At 41.6% G+C, this 20,582-nt stretch carries 18 protein-coding genes and 2 pseudogenes; 4 read left to right on the top strand and 16 right to left on the bottom strand.

The genetic code is table 11. The features are described 5' to 3' along the window. Positions 1–22 precede the first annotated feature (22 nt). Together secDF and JFU50_RS17860 are read right to left on the bottom strand one after the other, a co-directional pair. Positions 23–2,284, bottom strand: a complete 2,262-nt coding sequence (secDF, locus tag JFU50_RS17865; RefSeq protein ID WP_201223515.1) for a protein translocase subunit SecDF — start codon at positions 2,282–2,284, stop codon at positions 23–25. A 200-nt stretch (positions 2,285–2,484) separates the two neighbouring features. Next, a complete protein-coding gene (locus JFU50_RS17860; protein WP_053347128.1) occupies positions 2,485–2,790 on the bottom strand; it encodes a post-transcriptional regulator in 306 nt (101 codons plus the stop codon). Positions 2,791–2,957: 167 nt separating this feature from the next. On the opposite strand from JFU50_RS17860, the gene spoVB reads away from it, so the two are divergent. Beyond that, entirely contained in the window at positions 2,958–4,520 is a 1,563-nt protein-coding gene (gene spoVB / locus JFU50_RS17855; protein ID WP_201186008.1) for a stage V sporulation protein B, read from the top strand. 27 nt (positions 4,521–4,547) lie between these two features. Here spoVB and JFU50_RS17850 read toward each other — a convergent pair whose 3' ends face one another. Further along, positions 4,548–5,231 carry a DUF421 domain-containing protein gene (locus JFU50_RS17850; RefSeq protein ID WP_201186010.1) on the bottom strand — a complete coding sequence of 228 codons (684 nt, stop codon included), beginning with the start codon at positions 5,229–5,231 and terminating at the stop codon, positions 4,548–4,550. A 168-nt stretch (positions 5,232–5,399) separates the two neighbouring features. Here JFU50_RS17850 and JFU50_RS17845 point away from each other — a divergent pair, with 168 nt between their 5' ends. Next, positions 5,400–5,771: a TIGR04086 family membrane protein gene (locus tag JFU50_RS17845; RefSeq protein WP_056528324.1), complete on the top strand. Its 372-nt coding sequence runs from the start codon at positions 5,400–5,402 to the stop codon at positions 5,769–5,771. A 45-nt stretch (positions 5,772–5,816) separates the two neighbouring features. Here JFU50_RS17845 and yajC read toward each other — a convergent pair whose 3' ends face one another. From yajC to safA, 10 genes and pseudogenes are all read right to left on the bottom strand, one after another. Beyond that, a complete protein-coding gene (gene yajC / locus JFU50_RS17840; protein ID WP_053347132.1) occupies positions 5,817–6,101 on the bottom strand; it encodes a preprotein translocase subunit YajC in 285 nt (94 codons plus the stop codon). A 39-nt stretch (positions 6,102–6,140) separates the two neighbouring features. Next, positions 6,141–7,280 carry a tRNA guanosine(34) transglycosylase Tgt gene (gene tgt, locus JFU50_RS17835; RefSeq protein WP_056528321.1) on the bottom strand — a complete coding sequence of 380 codons (1,140 nt, stop codon included), beginning with the start codon at positions 7,278–7,280 and terminating at the stop codon, positions 6,141–6,143. A gap of 36 nt (positions 7,281–7,316) precedes the next feature. Next, a complete protein-coding gene (gene queA, locus JFU50_RS17830) occupies positions 7,317–8,345 on the bottom strand; it encodes a tRNA preQ1(34) S-adenosylmethionine ribosyltransferase-isomerase QueA (protein ID WP_201223513.1) in 1,029 nt (342 codons plus the stop codon). 40 nt (positions 8,346–8,385) lie between these two features. Next, on the bottom strand, positions 8,386–8,589 hold the full coding sequence (locus JFU50_RS17825) for a DUF2905 domain-containing protein (protein WP_201223511.1): 204 nt from the start codon (positions 8,587–8,589) through the stop codon (positions 8,386–8,388). Further along, positions 8,586–9,587 carry a Holliday junction branch migration DNA helicase RuvB gene (gene ruvB / locus JFU50_RS17820; protein WP_201223509.1) on the bottom strand — a complete coding sequence of 334 codons (1,002 nt, stop codon included), beginning with the start codon at positions 9,585–9,587 and terminating at the stop codon, positions 8,586–8,588. The genes JFU50_RS17825 and ruvB overlap by 4 nt, the downstream gene beginning before the upstream one ends. Positions 9,588–9,598: 11 nt before the next feature. Continuing rightward, positions 9,599–10,213, bottom strand: a complete 615-nt coding sequence (gene ruvA / locus JFU50_RS17815) for a Holliday junction branch migration protein RuvA (protein ID WP_056528317.1) — start codon at positions 10,211–10,213, stop codon at positions 9,599–9,601. A gap of 248 nt (positions 10,214–10,461) precedes the next feature. After that, the gene (locus JFU50_RS17810; RefSeq protein WP_053347138.1) at positions 10,462–10,962 is read right to left on the bottom strand and encodes an intercompartmental signaling factor BofC; all 501 of its coding nucleotides are present in this window, start codon (positions 10,960–10,962) and stop codon (positions 10,462–10,464) included. Between the two features lie 132 nt (positions 10,963–11,094). Continuing rightward, complete coding sequence (locus JFU50_RS17805; protein WP_201223507.1) at positions 11,095–11,700, bottom strand: YhcN/YlaJ family sporulation lipoprotein; 606 nt, start codon at positions 11,698–11,700, stop codon at positions 11,095–11,097. 100 nt (positions 11,701–11,800) lie between these two features. Continuing rightward, the gene (locus JFU50_RS17800) at positions 11,801–12,748 is read right to left on the bottom strand and encodes a phosphotransferase (protein ID WP_201223505.1); all 948 of its coding nucleotides are present in this window, start codon (positions 12,746–12,748) and stop codon (positions 11,801–11,803) included. Between the two features lie 1,974 nt (positions 12,749–14,722). Continuing rightward, positions 14,723–14,867: pseudogene (gene safA, locus JFU50_RS31765) on the bottom strand (SafA/ExsA family spore coat assembly protein); the annotation flags it as partial. Positions 14,868–15,387: 520 nt separating this feature from the next. Here safA and JFU50_RS17790 point away from each other — a divergent pair. Beyond that, positions 15,388–15,657 (top strand): annotated as a pseudogene (locus JFU50_RS17790) (neutral zinc metallopeptidase); the annotation flags it as partial. Between the two features lie 144 nt (positions 15,658–15,801). Here the strand turns inward: JFU50_RS17790 and nadA are convergent. The 3 genes from nadA to nadB are packed head-to-tail and all read right to left on the bottom strand — an operon-like array spanning position 15,802 to position 19,320. Continuing rightward, positions 15,802–16,908 (bottom strand): quinolinate synthase NadA, encoded by a 1,107-nt coding sequence (gene nadA, locus JFU50_RS17785; RefSeq protein ID WP_201223501.1) that lies wholly within the window; start codon positions 16,906–16,908, stop codon positions 15,802–15,804. Beyond that, positions 16,905–17,756 (bottom strand): carboxylating nicotinate-nucleotide diphosphorylase, encoded by an 852-nt coding sequence (nadC, locus tag JFU50_RS17780; RefSeq protein ID WP_201223499.1) that lies wholly within the window; start codon positions 17,754–17,756, stop codon positions 16,905–16,907. The genes nadA and nadC overlap by 4 nt, the downstream gene beginning before the upstream one ends. Beyond that, entirely contained in the window at positions 17,737–19,320 is a 1,584-nt protein-coding gene (gene nadB, locus JFU50_RS17775; RefSeq protein WP_201223497.1) for an L-aspartate oxidase, read from the bottom strand. Before nadB ends, nadC begins: the two co-directional genes overlap by 20 nt. Before the next feature lie 103 nt (positions 19,321–19,423). Here nadB and JFU50_RS17770 point away from each other — a divergent pair, with 103 nt between their 5' ends. Further along, positions 19,424–20,551, top strand: a complete 1,128-nt coding sequence (locus JFU50_RS17770; RefSeq protein WP_201223495.1) for an IscS subfamily cysteine desulfurase — start codon at positions 19,424–19,426, stop codon at positions 20,549–20,551. Positions 20,552–20,582: the final 31 nt, after the last annotated feature.

The following is a 20,582-nucleotide window of genomic DNA, read 5'->3' as shown; positions in this document are numbered from 1 at the left end:
TGCCAGCCCCCCCTCTCACATATTAAACTTGTCCTTCAAGACTTTGTTTCTTTTCTTTTGCTGTATTCAGTGGTCCTTTTTTCTTCAATTCTTTGATTTTCAAATCAAGCCAGAATTGAGATGCGATTAATAAAGACGAATACACGCCACATATTAAACCGATAAACAGGGCAATTGAGAAGTTTCGGATAGCTTCACTACCGAAGATCGCCAACGCGATAACCGTAATGAGAACGGTTAGTACGGTGTTAATGGATCTCGTCAATGTTTGCCTGATACTGATATTTACAATATTCTCAAGCTCTTCAACGGTTTTGATTTTACGACTGAAGCGTAGGTTTTCACGAATACGGTCAAAGGTTACGATCGTATCATTGATGGAATAACCGACAATCGTCAGAACCGCAGCAATGAAGGTGATATCTACTTCAAGTCGAAGTAGGCTAAATATCGTAATAATAAAGAACGCGTCATGTATAAGCGCTACGACGGCAGGAACAGCCATCCGCCATTCAAATCGTATGGATACATACAAGATAATGCCGAGTGATGCAATCGCTAACGCAAACATAGCATTTTTCGCGAGTTCTTTTCCGACTGTCGGGGATACGGTGCTGACATTCGGTTCTGTTCCATAATCCTTCTTGAAGTAGTCCTTCAACTCAGCGATTTCCTGTTTATTAAGCACACCGACTGTACGAACGACAGCATTTTTATTTTCTTGTCCAGCGAGCCTAACATCCTTGATATCATCCGCAGCAATACCGACCTTTTTCATTTCGGTTTTGACTTGCTGAGTCGTTAAAACATCTTTGGACGCAATCTCAATGCGGGTACCACTAGTAAAATCAATACCAAGATTTAATCTAAAGACGAACAAGAAAATAATCCCGATAAGGGTAACACCGATTGAAATACTATAAAAGACTTTCCTATGTTTGACGAAATCGATTTTATCAAAGCGAGTTGGCAATGACATTAAATTAATTTTCTCAGATAAATTGTGAATGTATTTCTTCTTCACGCCAAACCATGTTGTACGTTTGTCCAAGAACCCACTATTTACCCACAGGCTCATGAAAAGACGTGTACCATAGACGGCTGTAATGAAACTCATTAAAATCGAAATGATCAAAGTAGTCGCAAACCCTTTAACTGAGCTTGTTCCATAATAAAACAGAACGGCCGCAGCCAGCAAGGTTGTTAAGTTGGCATCCATGATCGTACTAAGTGAATTTTTCGTACCTTCTTTATAGGCTGCTTTAACAGATCTACCAAGTTTCAATTCATCCCTAATTCTCTCGTAGGTTATGATATTGGCGTCGACAGCCATACCAACTCCGAGTACTAATGCCGCAATACCAGGAAGCGTAAGGACTGCATTCATCCAATCAAACACTAATAGCGTCAAGAAAATGTAGATGCTTAAAGTGACGACTGCAATGAATCCTGGGAAGCGGTAATACACAAGCATAAAGATAAAAACAAGTGCAATTCCGATGATTCCGGCAAAAATAGTATCATTTAGTGCACCTGCACCAAATTGGGCACCTACAGAAGTAGAGTACTTTTCTTTTAAATCTACAGGCAGCGCACCTGCATTCAGAAGGGCTGCAAGCTCTTTCGCTTCTTCCACCGTAAATTGACCGGTAATATACACCTTCTTCGTATTAAAAACTTCACTGACAGCTGGAGCTGAAATCATATTGTCTTGTGAAGCTGTATCTTTAATGGAATCTTTTCCTTCCTCGAAATCCAACCAGATTGCAAGTACATTTGTCGGGCTTTCCATTGAGGAAATTTTTTGAGTGATTTCTTTAAACTTATTCACGTCTTTCAGCGTGACTTCAACAACCGGTTTATTATCTTGGAACGTTTGTTTCGCGCCGCCTTCTTTCAGGTCAGCACCGGTCATCATTTCCTTATCGTTGTAATCACGGAACGATAATTTTGCTTGAGTCGAAAGGATTTCCCGAGCGTTGTTTTGGTCTTTAACACCGGCTAATTGAACACGGATCCGGTCTTTCCCTTCGATTTGAATATTAGGTTCACTTACACCTAATACATTGACACGCCGCTCCAGTGAGCTTACTGTAGCCCTCAAAACATCCGGAGTGATCTTTTCCCCAGAAAGCGGTTTTACTTCATATAACACTTCAAAACCGCCTTGAAGATCAAGACCCAGCTTGATATCCTTTAGGATTCCTTTTGAAGTCGTTCCCATCGCTGCGAAAATCAAAAGTACGATTAGAAAAAACGCAACGATTCTGCTTCTTTTTACCATTATGTAGTAGGCCCCTTTCTATAATACGCCTGTTCATGGAGTTTCAAAAACTGTCATTTTTTTTCGTTTTATAAGGTTGCATTCTCTTCAAATCGTTAGAAAAAAGACACCGCTCTCCATACTCTTTTTCCAAAAAAAAGCATAACCATATCTATTATGATTCATTTACAAACTGCTGTCAATTTAAGTATTTCGCAGTTTTATTCTTTCAAAAGTTCTTTAAGCTCTTCTTCAGAAAGCGGTTCAAAAAGATTTGGTGATTTATAAGCTTCGACCATTTGAAAGGTCATGAACTGGTTGCTCGAAAATGTCACAATGTCGGCTACGAGTTCGTGAAGGTGAATGTTTTCCTGAGGCCGCTTCCATTTGTTCTTGGTTAAGGTTGCCCATATATCTTCCTCTGTAACAGCATTCAATCCAACCATTTGGAATTCCTCACGTTTGCTCTTCAAGAATGGACGTACCTTTACATAATAACGTTGATATGGGTGATTCTTTTTCGTCATCACTTTGCCTCCAGTAAAAATGATTCTCAATTGAATGCGCATTTTCTAAGAAGGAAATTCGATCATTTGTAAGAACGCAAACACTTTTGTCATGCTTTGTCCAAGTACAAGCATATAGATAATTGTATAGCATAACCGCTTTTTTGAGAAGGCAGGGAGGGAGTTCAATGTCTAAGTTTTTAAAAGGGACGCTGATTTTATTAATCGCAAGCCTGATAACAAGGGTTCTTGGGTTCATTAACCGCATCGTCATCGCCCGTTTTATCGGCGAAGAAGGCGTTGGTTTATATATGATGGCTTTACCGACCCTATTTCTTGTCGTCAACATTACCCAGTTAGGCCTGCCAATCGCCATATCCAAATATGTGGCCGAAGCCAATGCCCGAGGTGATGAAAGGAAAATCAAGAAAATCCTTGTCGTCTCTTTGGCCTGTACATTTACTTTATCAATGATCTTTACTCCTGCGATGCTATTTTTTGCACCGGTTCTATCCGAATATTTATTCACAGATGAAAGAACGGTATGGCCGCTTATGGCGATTGCCCCTATTGTTCCAATTATCGCTATTTCATCTGTCTTGCGCGGTTATTTCCAAGGCAAGCAAAATATGAAGCCCTTCGCTTTCTCACAAGTTATAGAACAGGTAGCCCGTATCACTTTCATTGCCGTCCTGACAAAGGCCTTTTTGCCATACGGAATCGAATATGCCGCAGCTGGCGCAATGTTTGCCTCAATAATTGGTGAGCTTGTATCACTTGTCTACCTATTGACAAGCTTTAAATTAAAGAAACATTTTAAATTCCGGAAAGGCTTCTTCAAAAATGTCAAATCCGGGAAAGGAACATTTACTGAATTGATGGGGATTGCCCTGCCTTCAACTGGAAGCAGGATGATTGGGTCAATTTCTTGGTTTTTTGAACCAATTGTGGTCGCTCAGAGTTTGGCACTTGCCGGTGTGACCGCGGCCGCCGCTACCAGTCAATACGGAGAGTTAACAGGTTACGCACTGCCTTTGCTCATGCTTCCTTCTTTTGTTACGGCTTCATTAGCTACAGCACTTGTTCCTGCTGTTAGTGAAGCAAGGACAACAGGAAACTTTTCACTCGTTGAACACAGGCTTCAGCAAGCCCTGAAAATCACCTTTATTACAGGTTGTTTAGCTGTCGTCACTCTGTTCATCTTTGCTGAACCGATTTTACAAGTAATGTATGGCTCTTCCCACGCTGCTGTTTTCATTAAATTTCTTTCACCTTTTTTCATACTCTATTATTTTCAATATCCGTTGCAGTCGATGCTTCAGGCACTGGACCTTGCAAAAGCCGCAATGTTTAACAGCCTTGCAGGAAACATTCTTAAAATTGGTGTAATCTGGCTGCTGGCATCCAAGGAAAGTTTCGGTATTATGGGGGCCGCAATCGGAATAGCAGTCGGTTCGATGCTCGTTACCTTTCTGCATTTTTCAACTGTGTTAAAAGTTGTTCCTTTTACACTTCATTTTCGGAGTTATATGTTGGCTTTAGTTATTGCATTAATTTCCGGTTGGGGTGGTTATTATATTTATCAAGATCCACTCTCCTCTCAGCCTCTAGGAACCCGACTGTTGCTTTCCGTTACCGTTGTGTTCCTGCTGTTCACATTTTTCATGCTCTTGACTGGCTTCATAAAAAAAGCAGACTTAATTCGAATCCCTGTAATCGGCGTGTTTTTATCAAGGTTTGCATGGAAATAGAAATAACCGAAGTAACAGCAGCTTCGGTTATTTCTTCGTTTCATTTGTATCAATGTAAAATTGGCCATCTATGTATCCGCAAATCGATATCTCTTTAACCTTTGTATCCCCATGTTCTTTTAACTGATGCAGAAGCCAAAAATGATTTTTTCCAATTTTATTAAGATTTTCTTCCTGTATCACTCCGTCGACTATTAGCGGATAGGGTATTGATTCACTTTCCGACCTTTCTTCTTCGCTATTTTTAATCACCGAGAGCTTTCCTGAAGTTTCAAGGATCGCAAATCGAACTTCGTTTAAATCAATAATTCCTTGTTCACGAAGCTGGGTCAATAAGTCATCAAAATTATATCGTTGTCTGCGCATCGCTTTTTCATCTATTTTCCCCTGATTGATGATGATCTGTGGCTTACCATCCATGAAATAGCGAAACTTGACACTTTTCAATGAGATGAATGCTAATGTAATTTGGAGGGTCGCGAGGACAAACATTGGGATAGTCTGTCGGATAAACGGTTTTTCCAAATCTTCAAAGGATAGCACAGCAATGTCCCCTATCATGATAGATACCACTAAATCAAGAACGCTCAGTTCTCCTACTTCCCGCTTACCCATCAATCGAAAAAGGAACCAGATGACTAAATAGATTACCGTCGTTCGAAAAATAATACCTAGATAGATATCCAATTCAATAACACTTCCTTCATCCATAGCATGGCTTTGGAAATGAAAAATTACTCTATATTCTTTTTCAAATTTCATAGAACTTCTTAAACCAGGTCTAAAGGTTCCAATAGAAGAATATGCTTGTACAAACACATCAACAGGCTAAATGTATCAGCCTTTTAAAAAGGGGGAATAACCATCGAAACTAAAAAAATGAGTGTCGCCGTAATCTATGGCGTCGGCTCCATCTTTGCCATAGCGATGATTGCAAGCTTACTCTTTTCTATCCTTCTTCGTTTTACTTCATTGACGGAATCATCCCTGACCTACGTGATCATGATTGTGTCCTTTTTATCGCTGTTCATTGGTGGATTTATTTCAGGAGGTAAAGGGAAAAAGCAAGGACTTTTCTTAGGTGGAAGTACTGGTTTGCTTTACCTTTTAGTTGTGTTTCTTTTTCAATATTTAGGTAATGATGCACTTTTCACCATCAAGCAATGGATTTATTACGGCTGTTTTGTGATCACAGCCATGATGGGTGGCGTGCTTGGAGTAAATATGAGTTCAGAATCGCGAACCAATTAAAACCACAGCAAAAAACCGGGCACAATAGCCCGGTTTTAGTTTGTCTTATACAGTTACTTCTTTATTTGGTGCGCTTTCCGTAATTTCACGGATGGCAGCACGGTCAAATGTAAGCTTTGAACCGTCTGGTGATTTAATGACAATTTGCAATTCATCGATTGCATCGATTGTTCCGTGCATGCCGCCGATAGTTGCAACTTTATCACCTTTTTTCAAACTGCTTTGCATGTTTCGCGTAGCCTTCTGGCGTTTTTGTTGCGGACGGATTAATAAGAAATAGAACAATACGAACATTAAAATTAACGGAAGTATTTGTGTTAAACTACCCATTTTTCTTCACTCCTTTCATTCTTTAAAATATTTATGGAATTAGAAGTTTTTTGCATTTGGCTTATTGAAACCATATTGTTCAAAAAACTCTTCCCTAAAGTCTCCAAGGCGATCTTCTCGAATAGCTTGTCTGACCTGTTCCATCAAGTTTAACAGAAAATGAAGATTATGATAAGTCGTAAGACGAATACCAAAGGTTTCTTCACATTTAATCAAATGGCGGATATAAGCCCGGCTATAATTTTTACAAACATGACAATCGCAATTTTCATCTATTGGACCAAAATCACGAGCATACTTCGCATTTTTCACAACCAGTCGGCCATTGCTTGTCATCAACGTACCATTACGTGCAATACGTGTAGGGAGTACGCAATCAAACATATCTACGCCGCGGAGCGCACCATCAATCAATGAGTCCGGTGAACCGACCCCCATTAGGTAACGCGGTTTGTTAGTTGGCAGTAATGGACTTGTAAATTCAAGGACGCGGTTCATGATATCCTTAGGTTCCCCAACAGATAATCCTCCAATAGCATAACCCGGGAAATCAAGGGAGACAAGGTCTTTCGCACTTTGTTTACGAAGATTTTCAAACTCTCCACCCTGAACGATACCGAACAACCCTTGATCTTTTGGACGCTCATGCGCATTCAAGCAGCGTTCTGCCCAGCGTGATGTCCGTTCAACTGATTTCTTCATATACTCTTCGGTTGCCGGGAATGGCGGACATTCATCGAATGCCATCATAATATCAGAGCCAAGTGCATTTTGTATTTCCATCGCTTTTTCCGGAGATAAGAATAATTTATCACCATTGATATGGTTTCTGAAATGTACGCCCTCTTCTTCAATTTTACGGAATTCACTCAAACTGAACACTTGAAAACCGCCAGAGTCGGTTAATATCGCCCTGTCCCAGTTCATGAATTTGTGCAATCCGCCAGCTTCCTTGATAATTTCATGTCCAGGACGCAGCCATAAGTGATACGTATTGCTTAGGATGATGCCTGCCCCCATTTGTTTCAAATCTTCTGGTGACATCGTTTTGACAGTAGCCATTGTTCCAACCGGCATAAATGCTGGTGTTTCAAATGAACCATGCGGCGTATGAACACGACCTAGCCGTGCCCCTGTCTGTTTACATGTTTTGATTAACTCATATCGTATTGCAGTCAACGCAATAACTCCCTTCAAGAGCATAACACTCTTATATTACTTAATTAACATTGCATCTCCAAAACTAAAGAACCTGTATTTTTCTTCCACAGCCGTTTCATAGGCATGAAGAACATGCTCCCTGCCTGCGAGGGCGGAGATAAGCATGATTAAAGTTGATTTTGGTAAATGGAAATTCGTAATCATCGCATTAATCCCTTTGAATTCATAACCAGGATAAATAAAAATGCTCGTCCAGCCACTCTCTTCCTTAAAAACTCCATCATTACGAGACGCAATCGTTTCCAGCGTTCTCGTCGACGTAGTACCGACCGTGATGATTTTCCCACCGTCTTCTTTAACTTTATTCAGTAATCGGGCTGTTCCTTCGGTCATTTGGTAGAACTCAGAATGCATTTCGTGACTATCAATATCGTCCACGCTGACTGGGCGGAACGTACCTAGTCCAACATGAAGCGTGATAAAAGCGATATGAACGCCCATGCCTTTAAGTTTCTCAAGCAAATGCTCCGTAAAGTGCAGCCCTGCCGTTGGGGCTGCAGCCGACCCGCGTTCACGCGCATATACCGTTTGATAACGGTCTTGGTCGTCGAGCTGTTCCTTGATATATGGAGGTAGCGGCATTTCGCCAAGTTCCTCTAATATCTCATAAAAGATACCTTCATATTGAAACTTTAGGATTCGACCGCCATGTTCAAGTACACCTGTGCAGACGGCACTCAGCTTACCATCGCCAAAGATGATTGTCGTGCCTTCTTTAATTCGTTTCGCTGGTTTTACAAGTGTCTCCCATACATCATCATGTTCTTGTTTCAACAGCAAGACTTCTACTTTTCCACCTGTTTCCTCTTTACTGCCGTATAACCGTGCCGGCAGTACTTTCGTATCGTTTAACACAAGACAGTCACCAGGTTTAATATACTCCGTGATATGACTGAACACATCATGCTGAAGCTCACCAGTTACTTTGTCTAGCACCATCAATCTACTTGCTTCCCTATCTTCCAAAGGAACTTGGGCAATTAGTTCCTCTGGTAAATGAAAATCAAACATATCCAATTTCATCTGTTCCACTTCCTAACCTGTCTATCAAAGCAGTAATTTGTTATTTAAAACGGCTGATTAGATAAAAAATAGCTGACAACACAACACTGACAATGATTGATGTTACGATTGGAAAGTAAAAAGTTGTGTTCCCCTTTTTGAACAAAATATCTCCCGGCAGCCTACCAAGATGTATATATTTCATCGCAAAACCAATCACAAATATAATCACGCCAAGTATCATAACCATTTTTGGTACATTCATCCTTCAGGCATCTCCATTTCGAAATGCTCATAAACAAGCGGCGTTGCCATTCGTCCTCTTGGGGTCCGTTGTAGAAAACCGACCTGTAACAGATATGGCTCATACACATCTTCAATCGTATGTGCTTCCTCACCAATTGTTGCTGCAATCGTCTCCAACCCAACGGGACCACCACGAAATTTCTCAATAATCCCTTTAAGTAATTTATGGTCAATATGATCGAGTCCTAAACGGTCGACCTGCATTAATTCAAGTGCATAATCGGCGAGTTCTGCCGTTATCGTCCCATCTCCACGGACCTGGGCGAAATCCCTGACCCGACGCAAAAGACGGTTTGCAATTCTTGGGGTTCCCCGTGATCTTCTAGCAAGCTCGCCTGCGGCCTGATCATCCATTTCCGTGTCCATGATTCTTGCCGTACGGATGATGATATCAGTCAAGTGATTTTCCGTGTAATATTCAAGACGGCTCAAAACGCCAAAACGGTCCCTGAGCGGTGCCGACAGCGAACCTGCCCTTGTCGTGGCCCCAACGAGGGTAAACGGAGGCAGGTCGATCCTGATCGAACGTGCCTCTGGTCCCTTGCCGACTACGATATCAAGACAGAAATCCTCCATAGCGGGATATAGAACTTCTTCGACAACACGAGGCAAACGGTGAATTTCATCAATGAATAACACATCACCGGGTTCGAGCGCACTCAAAATTGCCGCCAGATCTCCCGGCCGCTCAATGGCTGGCCCGGAAGTCGTGCGGATATTGACACCCATTTCGTTGGCGATGATGACAGCTAGTGTCGTCTTCCCAAGTCCTGGGGGTCCATATAAAAGAACATGATCTAGCGTTTCTTCACGCATCCTTGCCGCTTCGATATACACGCTCAAATTCGCCTTCACTTTATCCTGTCCAATATATTGCTTTAAGTTTTGCGGTCGCAGGCTTTGTTCAAAGGATAGTTCGTTCAAATCGGCTTCCTGATTGAATACTCTCTCCTCCATTGCGCCACTCCTTATCTTAACATCATTTGCAATGCTTTCTTAATATATTGCTCGGTCGTCATTTCTTCCGTTTGTAATTTCTTTGCGACCTTTTGAATTTCTTTCTCAGAATAACCAAGAGCCTTTAAGGCGAGAATGGCTTCATCCAGCTCCTCGGTATAACCGTTTTGGCTGATTGCCGCTGTAATACCTTCGTTAAACAAGTTTGGAAACGCATCCGGAATTATGTTCTCGAGTTTTCCTTTTAAATCAAGAATCATTTGGCGTGCCGTCTTCTTTCCGACTCCTGGGAATTTAACAAGAAACGTTTCATCCTCATTTTCAATCGCTTGCACCACTTGATCGACCTGGCCTGACGCTAATATGGCAAGCGCCCCCTTCGGCCCAATTCCAGTAACATTCAACAACTTGGTGAACAATGCCTTTTCTTGACGAGTCTGAAATCCGTAAAATGCGGCCATATCCTCTCGCACATAATGATACAGAAAAACTTGAATCTCTTTTTGATATTGAGCGGAAAAAATAAAAGGATTCGGCGTCATCACTTGATATCCGATCCCCCCATTTTCCACAACTATGTATTCAGGTCCGATATAATCGACCTTGCCTTTTATATAATCATACAAATTATTTCTCTCCCTGATTTTGCTGTACCTCTCATTTTATCATAAAAAAGGGTGGAAGTTTATTAAAAGTTATTTAGCAATTGATCAGGGCTATTTCCCTAGATCTTGCTACCTTTTAACACCTTGTTTATTTTATTGGAGTTTTATGCTTCTGCTGAAAAACGGTGATATAATTTTTCCACTTGAATGAAATTCACTTTTTTAAAAAAACCTGTTCCCATACAAAAAGGACGGGTGTTATTCCCATCCTAATTTACCGAATATGGCTCATATTCTTTAATGAGCTGTTTATATTGGTCTTTATTCACGATTGGTATGCCTTTTTGCAATTCTTCTTGCTTGTATACTTCGAGTTTACCAACGTCTATTTGGTAGAAAGTATGAATGATCTTAGCGTGCTCCGGTCGACCAATAAAAATGGATAACGTACCATCTTTTTTCATGCCTAGATATCCATTTGCCTTTAAAAGCGGAGATATATCATTTTCTATTTTCTTAAGTACAATCTGGTCTTCATTCTGATCGACTACTTTCCAGCCTTGATATTTTAACCAAAAGTCTTCCATCGTCCAAATTGTTTCTGTCAATTTTTCCTCACTTAACTCACCATCAAGATACATACGCTGAAGAATTACCTTTCTTTCAATTGGATTATTTTCCTGTTGCACCAACTCTTCTGCAAAAACGGTATAGCAAAATGGCAGTATAAAAAGTGTCAAGAAAAACTGAATTCTAAGTTGATTAGTCAATATTCTCACCTCTTAAGGGAGTTTACTTTTTAAGTAGTTTGACCCGAAATTAGGATTATTAACCAGAAAAAATCCGGCCGGGTTGATAAAACAAAAAAAGCTGACTCCAAAAATTAAGTCAGCTTCACATAATCATTGTAAATGATTTTCATGAATGTTTAGGTTATCGAACATGTCATTGGCATCCAGAATGATTGAGTCTCTCGTATCGCCATCACGAAGGTTGTTATCGAGTGTCATTGTCCGGAAATACACGCCTTTATCAGTCGTTACGTTAAGGGTCCGGCCTTCAGTGAGTGGTTCGACTTTTTTCATTACTGATTCTTTAACAGCTTTTGCCTGGTTGTAGTCATCGAGCAACAAGGCTACAAGCATTTCATCTTCCATAATAATGGCCCGGGAGTCAATAACTGAATCCTCTGAATTGGCCACCCCATTAACTTGGTCGGCTAATTCACCTTCATACGCATTATAATATGATGATCGAGCCCGAAGTGGTTTACTTTCATGACCATGGTAATTACGATCCCGCTTACTATACTCATCATCCTTGTTGTAAAGGCCTTGAACCACATTCTGATAATTAATGTTGCGAACTAACGCATCTTTTTCAGTGGAATGATATCCTGTCTCATTCGTAATATTCTCGTTTTCCGCTGCATTATTATTAGCGCACCCAACCAAGCCTGTGGCAGCTAATACCGTGCAAAGCGGTAATATCCATTTTATTTTCCGCACCAACAACCCTCCCCATTACAATAGAGCCTATATTTCGCTCATAATTATCATGGTTGTCTAAAGGGGATTTTACTCTGTTAGTTACGGCCAAAAGCACGTTTTATTTCCTATTTAGGGAGGAAATCTTTTCTTTCAGTTTTTCATTCATCTCCATCCGCTCTGAAAAATCTTCCACCGTCATTTTCCAAACAGAATGAAGCTGAGAAGAACTTTTATTTTGGCGGTTCCATTCACGGAAAATATCCGTTGGATAAGTTAAAGCATATAAAAAGGCTGGGTCTGATTGATATTTTTTCAGTTGAGGTATTTGCCATAACATCGTAGCAGCGTCTTCTAAATGATTGGATATTCGATTTGCATACTGTAAATAATCAATGCACCTTGGAGCGCTGGCCATTAAGTCAAAATCGATTAAGGTTAAGGTGCCATCTGCTTTCCGCAAAAAATTATGATGAGCACAATCACCGTGAATGATTACTTTTTTTTCCTTATTCCACAAAGACTGATTTTTTTCAAAACCATCAAGGGCCCACTCACCCCAGCCAATCCATTCCTTAATAATCTCTTCGGAAACATATTGGCGAATATAAGAAAAGTTCTTTTTGAATAGCGATAACCGTTCTTTCCATTTTTTTAATTGATCAAAAACTGGCGCTTTAATATACAGATGTTCCGAAACATCATGGAAGCTTTCAAGTAACTGAATTCCTTCAAGGCGATCCTTTTGATTGGAATATCGGAATTTTTTCTTACTAGGTGGCAAATAGTCTATACTGCCATACCATTTCCCTTCAAATTGGAAAGGCATTAAATTCTGATGAATATAATACGTTTGAGTGAATCCCTTTTGTTTTAACAAAGAAGTCAATTCTCTTTGTCGATCCCACTTTTCAAAACTGTCAAATCCTTTAAGAATCAGCGGAGGATCCTTTTCAAAGGTAATTAAATAGACACTACTTTGAAGATGGTGGATATTCTTTGGCCTACGATTTAAATAAGAGAGGAGACGAGTGTAAAATACACTGTCTTGCTGATAATTAGTAGTCATCGCTTTCATCTACATAAGTTGGCATTCCAAACGTTTCAGGTGCACGAACGCCCCCGAATTGACCTGGTTGGCCTCCCATTTGTCCAGGTAACATTGCTTCCGGCTGACCACCAAATTGACCTGGCATCATTCCTGGTTGACCTCCAAATTGACCTGGCATCATTCCTGGTTGACCTCTATACTGGCCTCCCATCATCCCCGGCTGTCCTCCTTGCTGGCCTCCCATCATTCCCGGTTGACCTCCTTGTTGGCCTCCCATCATCCATGGTTGACCTCCTTGTTGGCCTCCCATCATCCCCGGTTGACCTCCTTGTTGGCCTCCCATCATTCCCGGTTGGCCTCCTTGCTGGCCACCCATCATCCATGGTTGACCTCCTTGTTGGCCTCCCATCATTCCCGGTTGACCTCCTTGCCGGCCTCCCATCATTCCCGGTTGACCTCCTTGCTGGCCTCCCATCATTCCCGGTTGACCTCCTTGTTGGCCTCCCATCATCCATGGTTGACCTCCTTGCTGGCCACCCATCATTCCCGGTTGACCTCCTTGCTGGCCTCCCATCATTCCCGGTTGACCCCCTTGCTGGCCTCCCATCATTCCCGGTTGACCCCCTTGCTGGCCTCCCATCATTCCCGGTTGACCCCCTTGCTGGCCACCCATCATCCATGGTTGACCTCCTTGTTGGCCTCCCATCATTCCCGGTTGACCTCCTTGCTGGCCTCCCATCATTCCCGGTTGACCTCCTTGCTGGCCACCCATCATCCATGGTTGACCTCCTTGCTGGCCTCCCATCATTCCCGGTTGACCTCCTTGCTGGCCACCCATCATTCCCGGTTGACCTCCTTGCTGGCCTCCCATCATTCCCGGTTGACCTCCTTGCTGGCCTCCCATCATTCCCGGTTGACCTCCTTGCTGGCCTCCCATCATTCCCGGTTGACCTCCTTGCTGACCTCCCATTCCCATAAAACCGGATTCTGAAGACTCTTCTTCATATTGATGTTGCATCTGTTGTGGTTGAGCTGCTTGATATTGATGATAATCAGGATGGTGATGTGCATAAGGATTTCCCGCCTGATTGGCATGGTACTGACCCTTCACTTCCGGTCCGTATGATCCAATTATTCCTTTATTACAGCCGCAATCTTCCTCTTTTTTACCCGCATGCTGTGTAAAATGTTGCTGAGGGAAATTTTGATAATCGTGGAAAGATGGCGATTCAGCAGATGACTCATAAGCTTCTTGCATATGAGAACCTGCTACTTGATACTGTTGCGCCATTCCTCCATAAAAATGGTGTGGAACCGGTGCTGATGCTTGATATGGATAATTTTGCTGGGCTCCTTGGACATATCCTTGACCCATTGTATGCATGTCAGGCGATTCTCCCCATACGTCTGAACTTTCTTCCATCATTTGATAGCCTTGCATAGCTGGAGCAGGCTGAAACCCAGGAACACCTTGATAAGGGACTCCTTGCATAGGCATACACGCCCAAGGGGGCGGCTGAATACAAAAACCACTTCCAGGCATGATTGGTGTTACGGGAATGCAATCATCGACAGGCTCACAAATTTCCTGAACAACTGGCTGCTCTTCGTAAACCTCCTGAACTGCTGGCTTTTTCTTTTTTTGTGCCACTGCCTTTTCTTTTTTCTTTGGTAAAGGAGGTGGCGCTGGGGGCTTTTGCACACTCATATTAGTCATATTGACCATATAATAATTATTAATATCGATTTCCGGGACTACCGGAATGGGTACCGGTACTTCTTTCGGAACAACTATTTGTTTTTCTTTAATAATAGGCTTTGGCTGAACAATTTGCTGTTCTTTTTTAGGAATGATCTGCTGTTCTTTCATAGGCGGTTTCGGCATAATTTGCTGTTCTTTCTTATGTGCAGGGTGAATTTGAGTTTCTTTCATTCCTGATGGAATGTTTGTGCTGGGTATAATGGTTTCTTTTTTTACAGCTCCAGATGTTCCAGGTATTTTAATTTTCATTCCCGGCATCATCATATCCGGGTTGCTTAATTGAGCGTTTACTTTTTTCAGTTCTTCAAAACTGACGCCGTATTTTTTGGCGAGCTTCCAAAGCGTATCGCCTTTTTGGACTATATGAATTTTCACGCTGTTAACCCCTCCTGTGCATATGTCCATATATACTATGATGTAGTGGGTAAATTGCTATTATTTTTATCATGAAAACTTATGCATGAAAATTGACTTTTATGATTGGATCACTGAATAAGGAACAAGAATGGAACTTTTAAGAGAAGATAAAGTTACGGTTCACATACTGAAAAAAGAAATATCATTCACTTTGGAGTCATCCTTTTTTCAGGAAACATTATCTTTGATTGATGTAGAAAAAATATAACTAGAAGTGAAACCACTGCTTGAATTCCTAGAAAAGGGATCGCAGTGGTTTTTTATCATTGGATCCTTCATGCAAAGGCTTCCCTCTATCTAAACTGAAGGAAATTCGGGTATAAGAAAGTAAATAACCTAAGGCTGTATTTCAGGTACATAAATTGCATTCTAGGGGGAAAAAAATAATGAAATGGAAGGGAAGATAGGGGAGCTCAAACGTTGAGGACAAAAGAGGAATTAGCGGCAAAGGTGTAGCTGGAATTGGAGGCGGAGTTAGATTAGTCTTGAATTACAGGCCGACTATTTGGCCGGAGTTTGGGCCCATCATGTCCAAGGAGAGAATTTACTTGAGGAAGGTGATCTCGAGGAAGCATTGAATGCAGCCAGCGGAGTTGGTGATGACCGTATTCAAAAAAAAGCACAAGGCTATGTTGTTCCGGATAGCTTCACGCACGGTACCTTCGAACAGAGAAAGCGGTGGTTTAATAAAGGATTTAAATCCGGAAACATGAATGAAGGCGATACCTTTAAAGCAAGTAATCTCTAGGTTTTTTTAAAAGATTCTCATTTTTTCTATCGATACTAATAAATAGAGGGTCTTTTATGAACCCCCTATTTATTATTTAAACAAGATGCTAATCATAATCATCAGTAGATGTTTTTAAGACTCCGAAAAAAACAAATAATCTATTCAAACACGTTCAAGCATTCGGTTCAAAGCTAGAATGGCGTTATCCGCAATCTTCTTTTCTACTTTTATCGGATTAATTACTGTACCTTCTGCAATTGATTCGAGAGCCCAAAGCAGATGCGGCAGATCAATTCGGTTCATCGTGAGACATGGACACATATTCGGGTTCAAAGAGATGATATTTTTGTCAGGATTATTTGCGATAAGCCGCTTGACAAGGTTCATTTCCGTGCCAATTGCCCAGGAACTTCCTGATTTTGCTTTTTCAATCATGTTAATGATATAGGATGTCGAGCCATTATAGTCTGATAAGGCGACTACTTCACGGCGGCATTCTGGATGAACAATTATATTCATTTCCGGTTGCTCAGCCCTAAGCGTTTCAATATTCGCTGTTGTAAAGTTTTCATGAACAGAGCAATGCCCTTTCCAAAGAAGCACCTTCAAGTCTTCTAGCTCCCCTTCATAGATTAATTCATCATTATGAGGGTCCCAAACAGCCATCTGCTTCAACGGGATTCCAAGGTCATAGGCTGTATTCCTCCCAAGATGCTGATCCGGAAGGAAGAGAATTCGTTCTTTTTGCGAGAGGGCCCAAGAGACCATTCCCTGTGCATTTGAAGAAGTTACAGTCGCTCCGCCGTTTTTTCCGACAAAAGCCTTGATTGCCGCTGTTGAATTGACATATGTTAGCGGAAGAATCGTATCACCAAACATGGACTGCAGCTTTGTCCAAGCACGTTCTGTTTGGTCAATATCCGCCATATCTGCCATCGAACAGCCCGCACGCATGTCCGGCAGGATAACTGTCTGTCCTTCTGTTGTCAAAATATCGGCTGTTTCAGCCATAAAATGCACGCCACAAAACACGATAAACTCCGCTTCACGATTTTGCGCAGAAAGTTGAGCTAGCTGAAGTGAATCACCAGTTACATCCGAAAATTGAATGACTTCCTCACGTTGATAATGGTGACCTGGAATATACAATCGGCTCCCAAGTTGCTGTTTAATCTTACGGACCCGCCTCTCCATTTCCTCCTTTGTCATCGCTTTATATGTTTCAGGTAATACATTCCCTGCTGTTTTGGCCATCTCCAGTATGTTCATTTAATTACCCCCTCACGTTCTGCAACCTTTGCACTAATATCAAGTGCCCTAACACTGTGCGTTAAACTGCCCAATGATATATAATCAACCCCTGTTTCCCGATATAAAGCTAAATTACTCAAGTTAATCCCGCCTGAAGCTTCAGTGATAATATGTTCAGGCACCAATTTGATCAGTTGTTTAATTTCTTCAGGACTCCGGTTATCGAACATGATAATATCGGCACCTGCTTCAACTGCTTCTTGCACTTGATCTGCTGATTCCGTTTCCACTTCGACTTTCGTGGTATGTCCCAGCTTAGCTTTGACTGTTTGTACTGCCTTCGTGATAGAACCGGCAAAAGAAATATGGTTGTCCTTAATCATGACGGCATCATACAATCCATATCGGTGATTGAAGGCCCCACCAGATCGGACCGCATATTTTTCAAGCATCCTCAGACCTGGTGTAGTTTTCCTAGTATCACAAGCCCTTGTTTTTGTACCAGCTAAAATCATGGTTGCTTTATGCGCCTGTGTTGCAATAGCGGACATGCGTTGCACTAAATTCAAAACTACTCTTTCCCCTTTTAGAAGCGCAGCCATATTGCCGGTTATTCTTGCAAGCTGTTGGCCTGTTTCAAACACTTCTCCATCTTGGACAAACAGTTCAATCAGTATTTGGTGATCCAGTAGCGCAAATCCCGTGTTGATGACAGCACTCCCACTAAAGACGCCATCTTCTTTTGCGATGAACGTCAAAGTACCCTGTTCATCTTGATTAAAAATCGTATCACTCGTTACATCGCATTCACCTATATCTTCTATCAAAAATTGTTGCAGCATCTGCTTAAGCTTCAATGTGTTCATATAGTCTTCTCCCTTTCACTCGGTTTTTCACATCCGTGCAAGCAAGGATAACAGAGTTTTTCAGCCACAAGGAGTCATCTTCCCTTGGATAGTCACTGCGAAAATGACCGCCCCTGCTTTCCGTTCTAGTCAAAGCGGATTCAGCAATCAGCCACGCTACGAGTATGGCATTGATTTTTGTTATTTCGTTTATTGATAATGCAGTAACTTCCATATGCAGCAATTTTTCTATATCAAAAGATTCAAGATAGTCCTTTAAACGAGTTAAACCCGCTTCATCTCGAACAATTCCTGCTTCGCTCATTAACATTTCCTGCAATGTAGCCAAATCAGGTATTGCGGATAAAAGGGTGTAACATTTTGAATGCTCTTTTTCTAACGGTATGGTTCTAGAGGGCATATGAGCAAGGAAATGACCAAGCGTATTTCCAAAAACAAGCCCTTCTAGAAGTGAATTGCTTGCCAAACGGTTTGCTCCATGAACGCCAGTACAAGCTACTTCACCAACTGCATATAAGGAGGCGACAGAAGTTTGTCCCCATTGATCCACTTCAACTCCACCCATCAAAAAATGGTTTCCAGGTGCAACCGGGATTTTTCCGAATTTAAGGTCGATATCGCTTTTTTCACATAATGAAGTCACAGTTGGAAAACGTTTTTTAAAATCCTTAATCATCGAAATATCCAAAAATACCTTTTCACCGCGCTGCAAATAAGAAAAAATCGTCTGTGCCACAATATGTCTTGGTGCAAGGTCTTTCATTCTGTGGACATCTTCCATGATGGGCTTGCCCATTTCATTCACTAATTGTGCACCATCACCGCGGACCGCCTCTGAAACGAGCCCCTCTGCTTTACCATTAATAAAAAGAAGAGTCGGATGAAACTGGATAAATTCCATATCACGCACTCGTGCCCCAGCTTTGAAAGCAAGTGCGATTCCATCTCCTGAAACAGTCTGTGAATTAGAAGTAATTCTGTATAGAGAACCGCAGCCACCTGTTGCCAATACAGTTTGTTCTGCATAGTAAGATACAAATCCGCCTTCCTTTTGCAGCGTTTTGACCCCAATACAAGAACCATCTTTTCCTATAATCAATTCCACCGCTGCAGTATCCTCGAGCACCTGTATCGTTGATTTTTTCAAGCCATCTATTAGATGCTCCATGATGTACTTACCTGTAGCATCTCCATGACTATGAAGGATTCTTCTTTGGCTGTGCGCACCCTCCATGCCAAGCATAAGTCCGCCATCTTGATCGCGGTCGAATTGCATACCGGATTGGATGAGTTCAGATATCACCAAGGGAGCCTCTTCTACTAATTTTACGACAGCATGTACATCGTTATATTTCTGACCGGCTGCCAACGTATCTTTTTTATGATAAGATACTTCGTCCTGATCAGATATTGCTGCAGCAATTCCGCCTTGCGCTAAATAGGAATTACTGTGACGAATCTTTGATTTTGTGATGAGTATCACATGCTTATGCTGGCTTACTTCTAATGCAGTTTTCAAGGCAGCAATGCCGCTTCCTATCACTACGACTTCCGTTCTTTCCATTATTTCATTCCTCCTGTTTACGACAGGTGTCTTGACAACTATATTTACATATTATTAAACTATTATCAAGAGTTTTTTAAGTTTAGAGGATGGAAGTGATTTCTTGATTTATTTAGATTATGCGGCCTCAACACCGATGGATAATGAAGCACTAGATGTCTTTGTTGAAGCATCTCGGAAGTTTTTTGGCAATGCGAGCAGTTTGCATGATATCGGATCAGATGCAGCACGTTTATTAGATATGTCACGGCAGCAAATAGCGGAAATGCTAGACATAAAAAAGGAAGGGATCGTCTTTACGAGCGGCGGTTCAGAAAGCAACATGATCGCAATAGATACATTCATCGCCTCAAAGCCTGCCTGGCAGAATCACTTAATTGTAAGCCAAACTGAACATGCATCCATAGCCAATTATGTCAGCAAACTTGCAAACAACGGCTTCGATGTTACGTATTTACGTCATTTGAAAGACGGACGTGTTGACATCGAACATCTACAAGATTGTATTTCGGGGCGGACTTGCTTAGTCATTGTTCAACATGTAAATTCAGAAATCGGAGTCATTCAACCTATCGAACAATTAAGCAAAATCGTTCGCGACCATGATGCCTTTTTGCATGTAGATTGTGTTCAATCATTTGCTAAATTACCGCTTGATGAGATATCTGCCGTATGTGATAGTCTTGCTATTTCGAGCCATAAAGTATATGGCCCAAAAGGCATTGGGGCCGTCATTTTCCCGGGCATCCATCATCTAAAGTCCTCAATACCCAATATCACTCATGAACATGGTTTTCGTGCAGGGACTGTCAATGTTCCTGGTATAGCTTCCTTCGTTACGGCTGCAAAAAAATTAGCGAAAACCATGGAAGATGAACGAAACCGGATTTTTCAGATTCGGCAGCAATTGATTCGGCTACTCGAGGAAAAAAAGATTGATTTTCAAGTTATCGAAGCGTCAAACCAGCAATTGCCTCACATTCTGGCGTTGACATTTTCCGGATTACAAGGACAATACATCATGCTAGAATTAAATCAGCAGGGCTTTGCGGTATCCACGGGTAGCGCTTGCCAAATCGGCAAACAAAATCCGTCAAAAACAATGATAGCTATTGGAAAAAGCGAAGAAGAAGCCCATCAATTTGTCCGGCTTTCTTTTGGAAAAAACACGACAGTGGACGATATTCGTATCTTAGCAGACTGTCTTGCAGGAATAGCTGTGATTCGATAAGATTCTCTATTCTGTGGTAAACTGTTTGTAA

Source organism: Peribacillus sp. TH14 (assembly GCF_016651145.1).
Taxonomy (GTDB): domain Bacteria; phylum Bacillota; class Bacilli; order Bacillales; family DSM-1321; genus Peribacillus; species Peribacillus butanolivorans.
This window is presented reverse-complemented; position numbering and strand designations above follow the sequence as displayed.

What these genes read in the sequence shown, in the direction of transcription:
- JFU50_RS17800 (WP_201223505.1), bottom strand. Translation starts at nt 12,748, where the DNA reads ATGACTACTAATTATCAGCAAGACAGTGTATTTTACACTCGTCTCCTC.
- queA (WP_201223513.1), bottom strand. Translation starts at nt 8,345, where the DNA reads ATGAAATTGGATATGTTTGATTTTCATTTACCAGAGGAACTAATTGCC.
- nadB (WP_201223497.1), bottom strand. Translation starts at nt 19,320, where the DNA reads ATGGAAAGAACGGAAGTCGTAGTGATAGGAAGCGGCATTGCTGCCTTG.
- secDF (WP_201223515.1), bottom strand. Translation starts at nt 2,284, where the DNA reads ATGGTAAAAAGAAGCAGAATCGTTGCGTTTTTTCTAATCGTACTTTTG.
- nadA (WP_201223501.1), bottom strand. Translation starts at nt 16,908, where the DNA reads ATGAACATACTGGAGATGGCCAAAACAGCAGGGAATGTATTACCTGAA.
- nadC (WP_201223499.1), bottom strand. Translation starts at nt 17,756, where the DNA reads ATGAACACATTGAAGCTTAAGCAGATGCTGCAACAATTTTTGATAGAA.
- JFU50_RS17825 (WP_201223511.1), bottom strand. Translation starts at nt 8,589, where the DNA reads ATGAATGTACCAAAAATGGTTATGATACTTGGCGTGATTATATTTGTG.
- JFU50_RS17845 (WP_056528324.1), top strand. Translation starts at nt 5,400, where the DNA reads ATGAGTGTCGCCGTAATCTATGGCGTCGGCTCCATCTTTGCCATAGCG.
- JFU50_RS17860 (WP_053347128.1), bottom strand. Translation starts at nt 2,790, where the DNA reads ATGACGAAAAAGAATCACCCATATCAACGTTATTATGTAAAGGTACGT.
- JFU50_RS17850 (WP_201186010.1), bottom strand. Translation starts at nt 5,231, where the DNA reads ATGGATGAAGGAAGTGTTATTGAATTGGATATCTATCTAGGTATTATT.
- spoVB (WP_201186008.1), top strand. Translation starts at nt 2,958, where the DNA reads ATGTCTAAGTTTTTAAAAGGGACGCTGATTTTATTAATCGCAAGCCTG.
- yajC (WP_053347132.1), bottom strand. Translation starts at nt 6,101, where the DNA reads ATGGGTAGTTTAACACAAATACTTCCGTTAATTTTAATGTTCGTATTG.
- ruvB (WP_201223509.1), bottom strand. Translation starts at nt 9,587, where the DNA reads ATGGAGGAGAGAGTATTCAATCAGGAAGCCGATTTGAACGAACTATCC.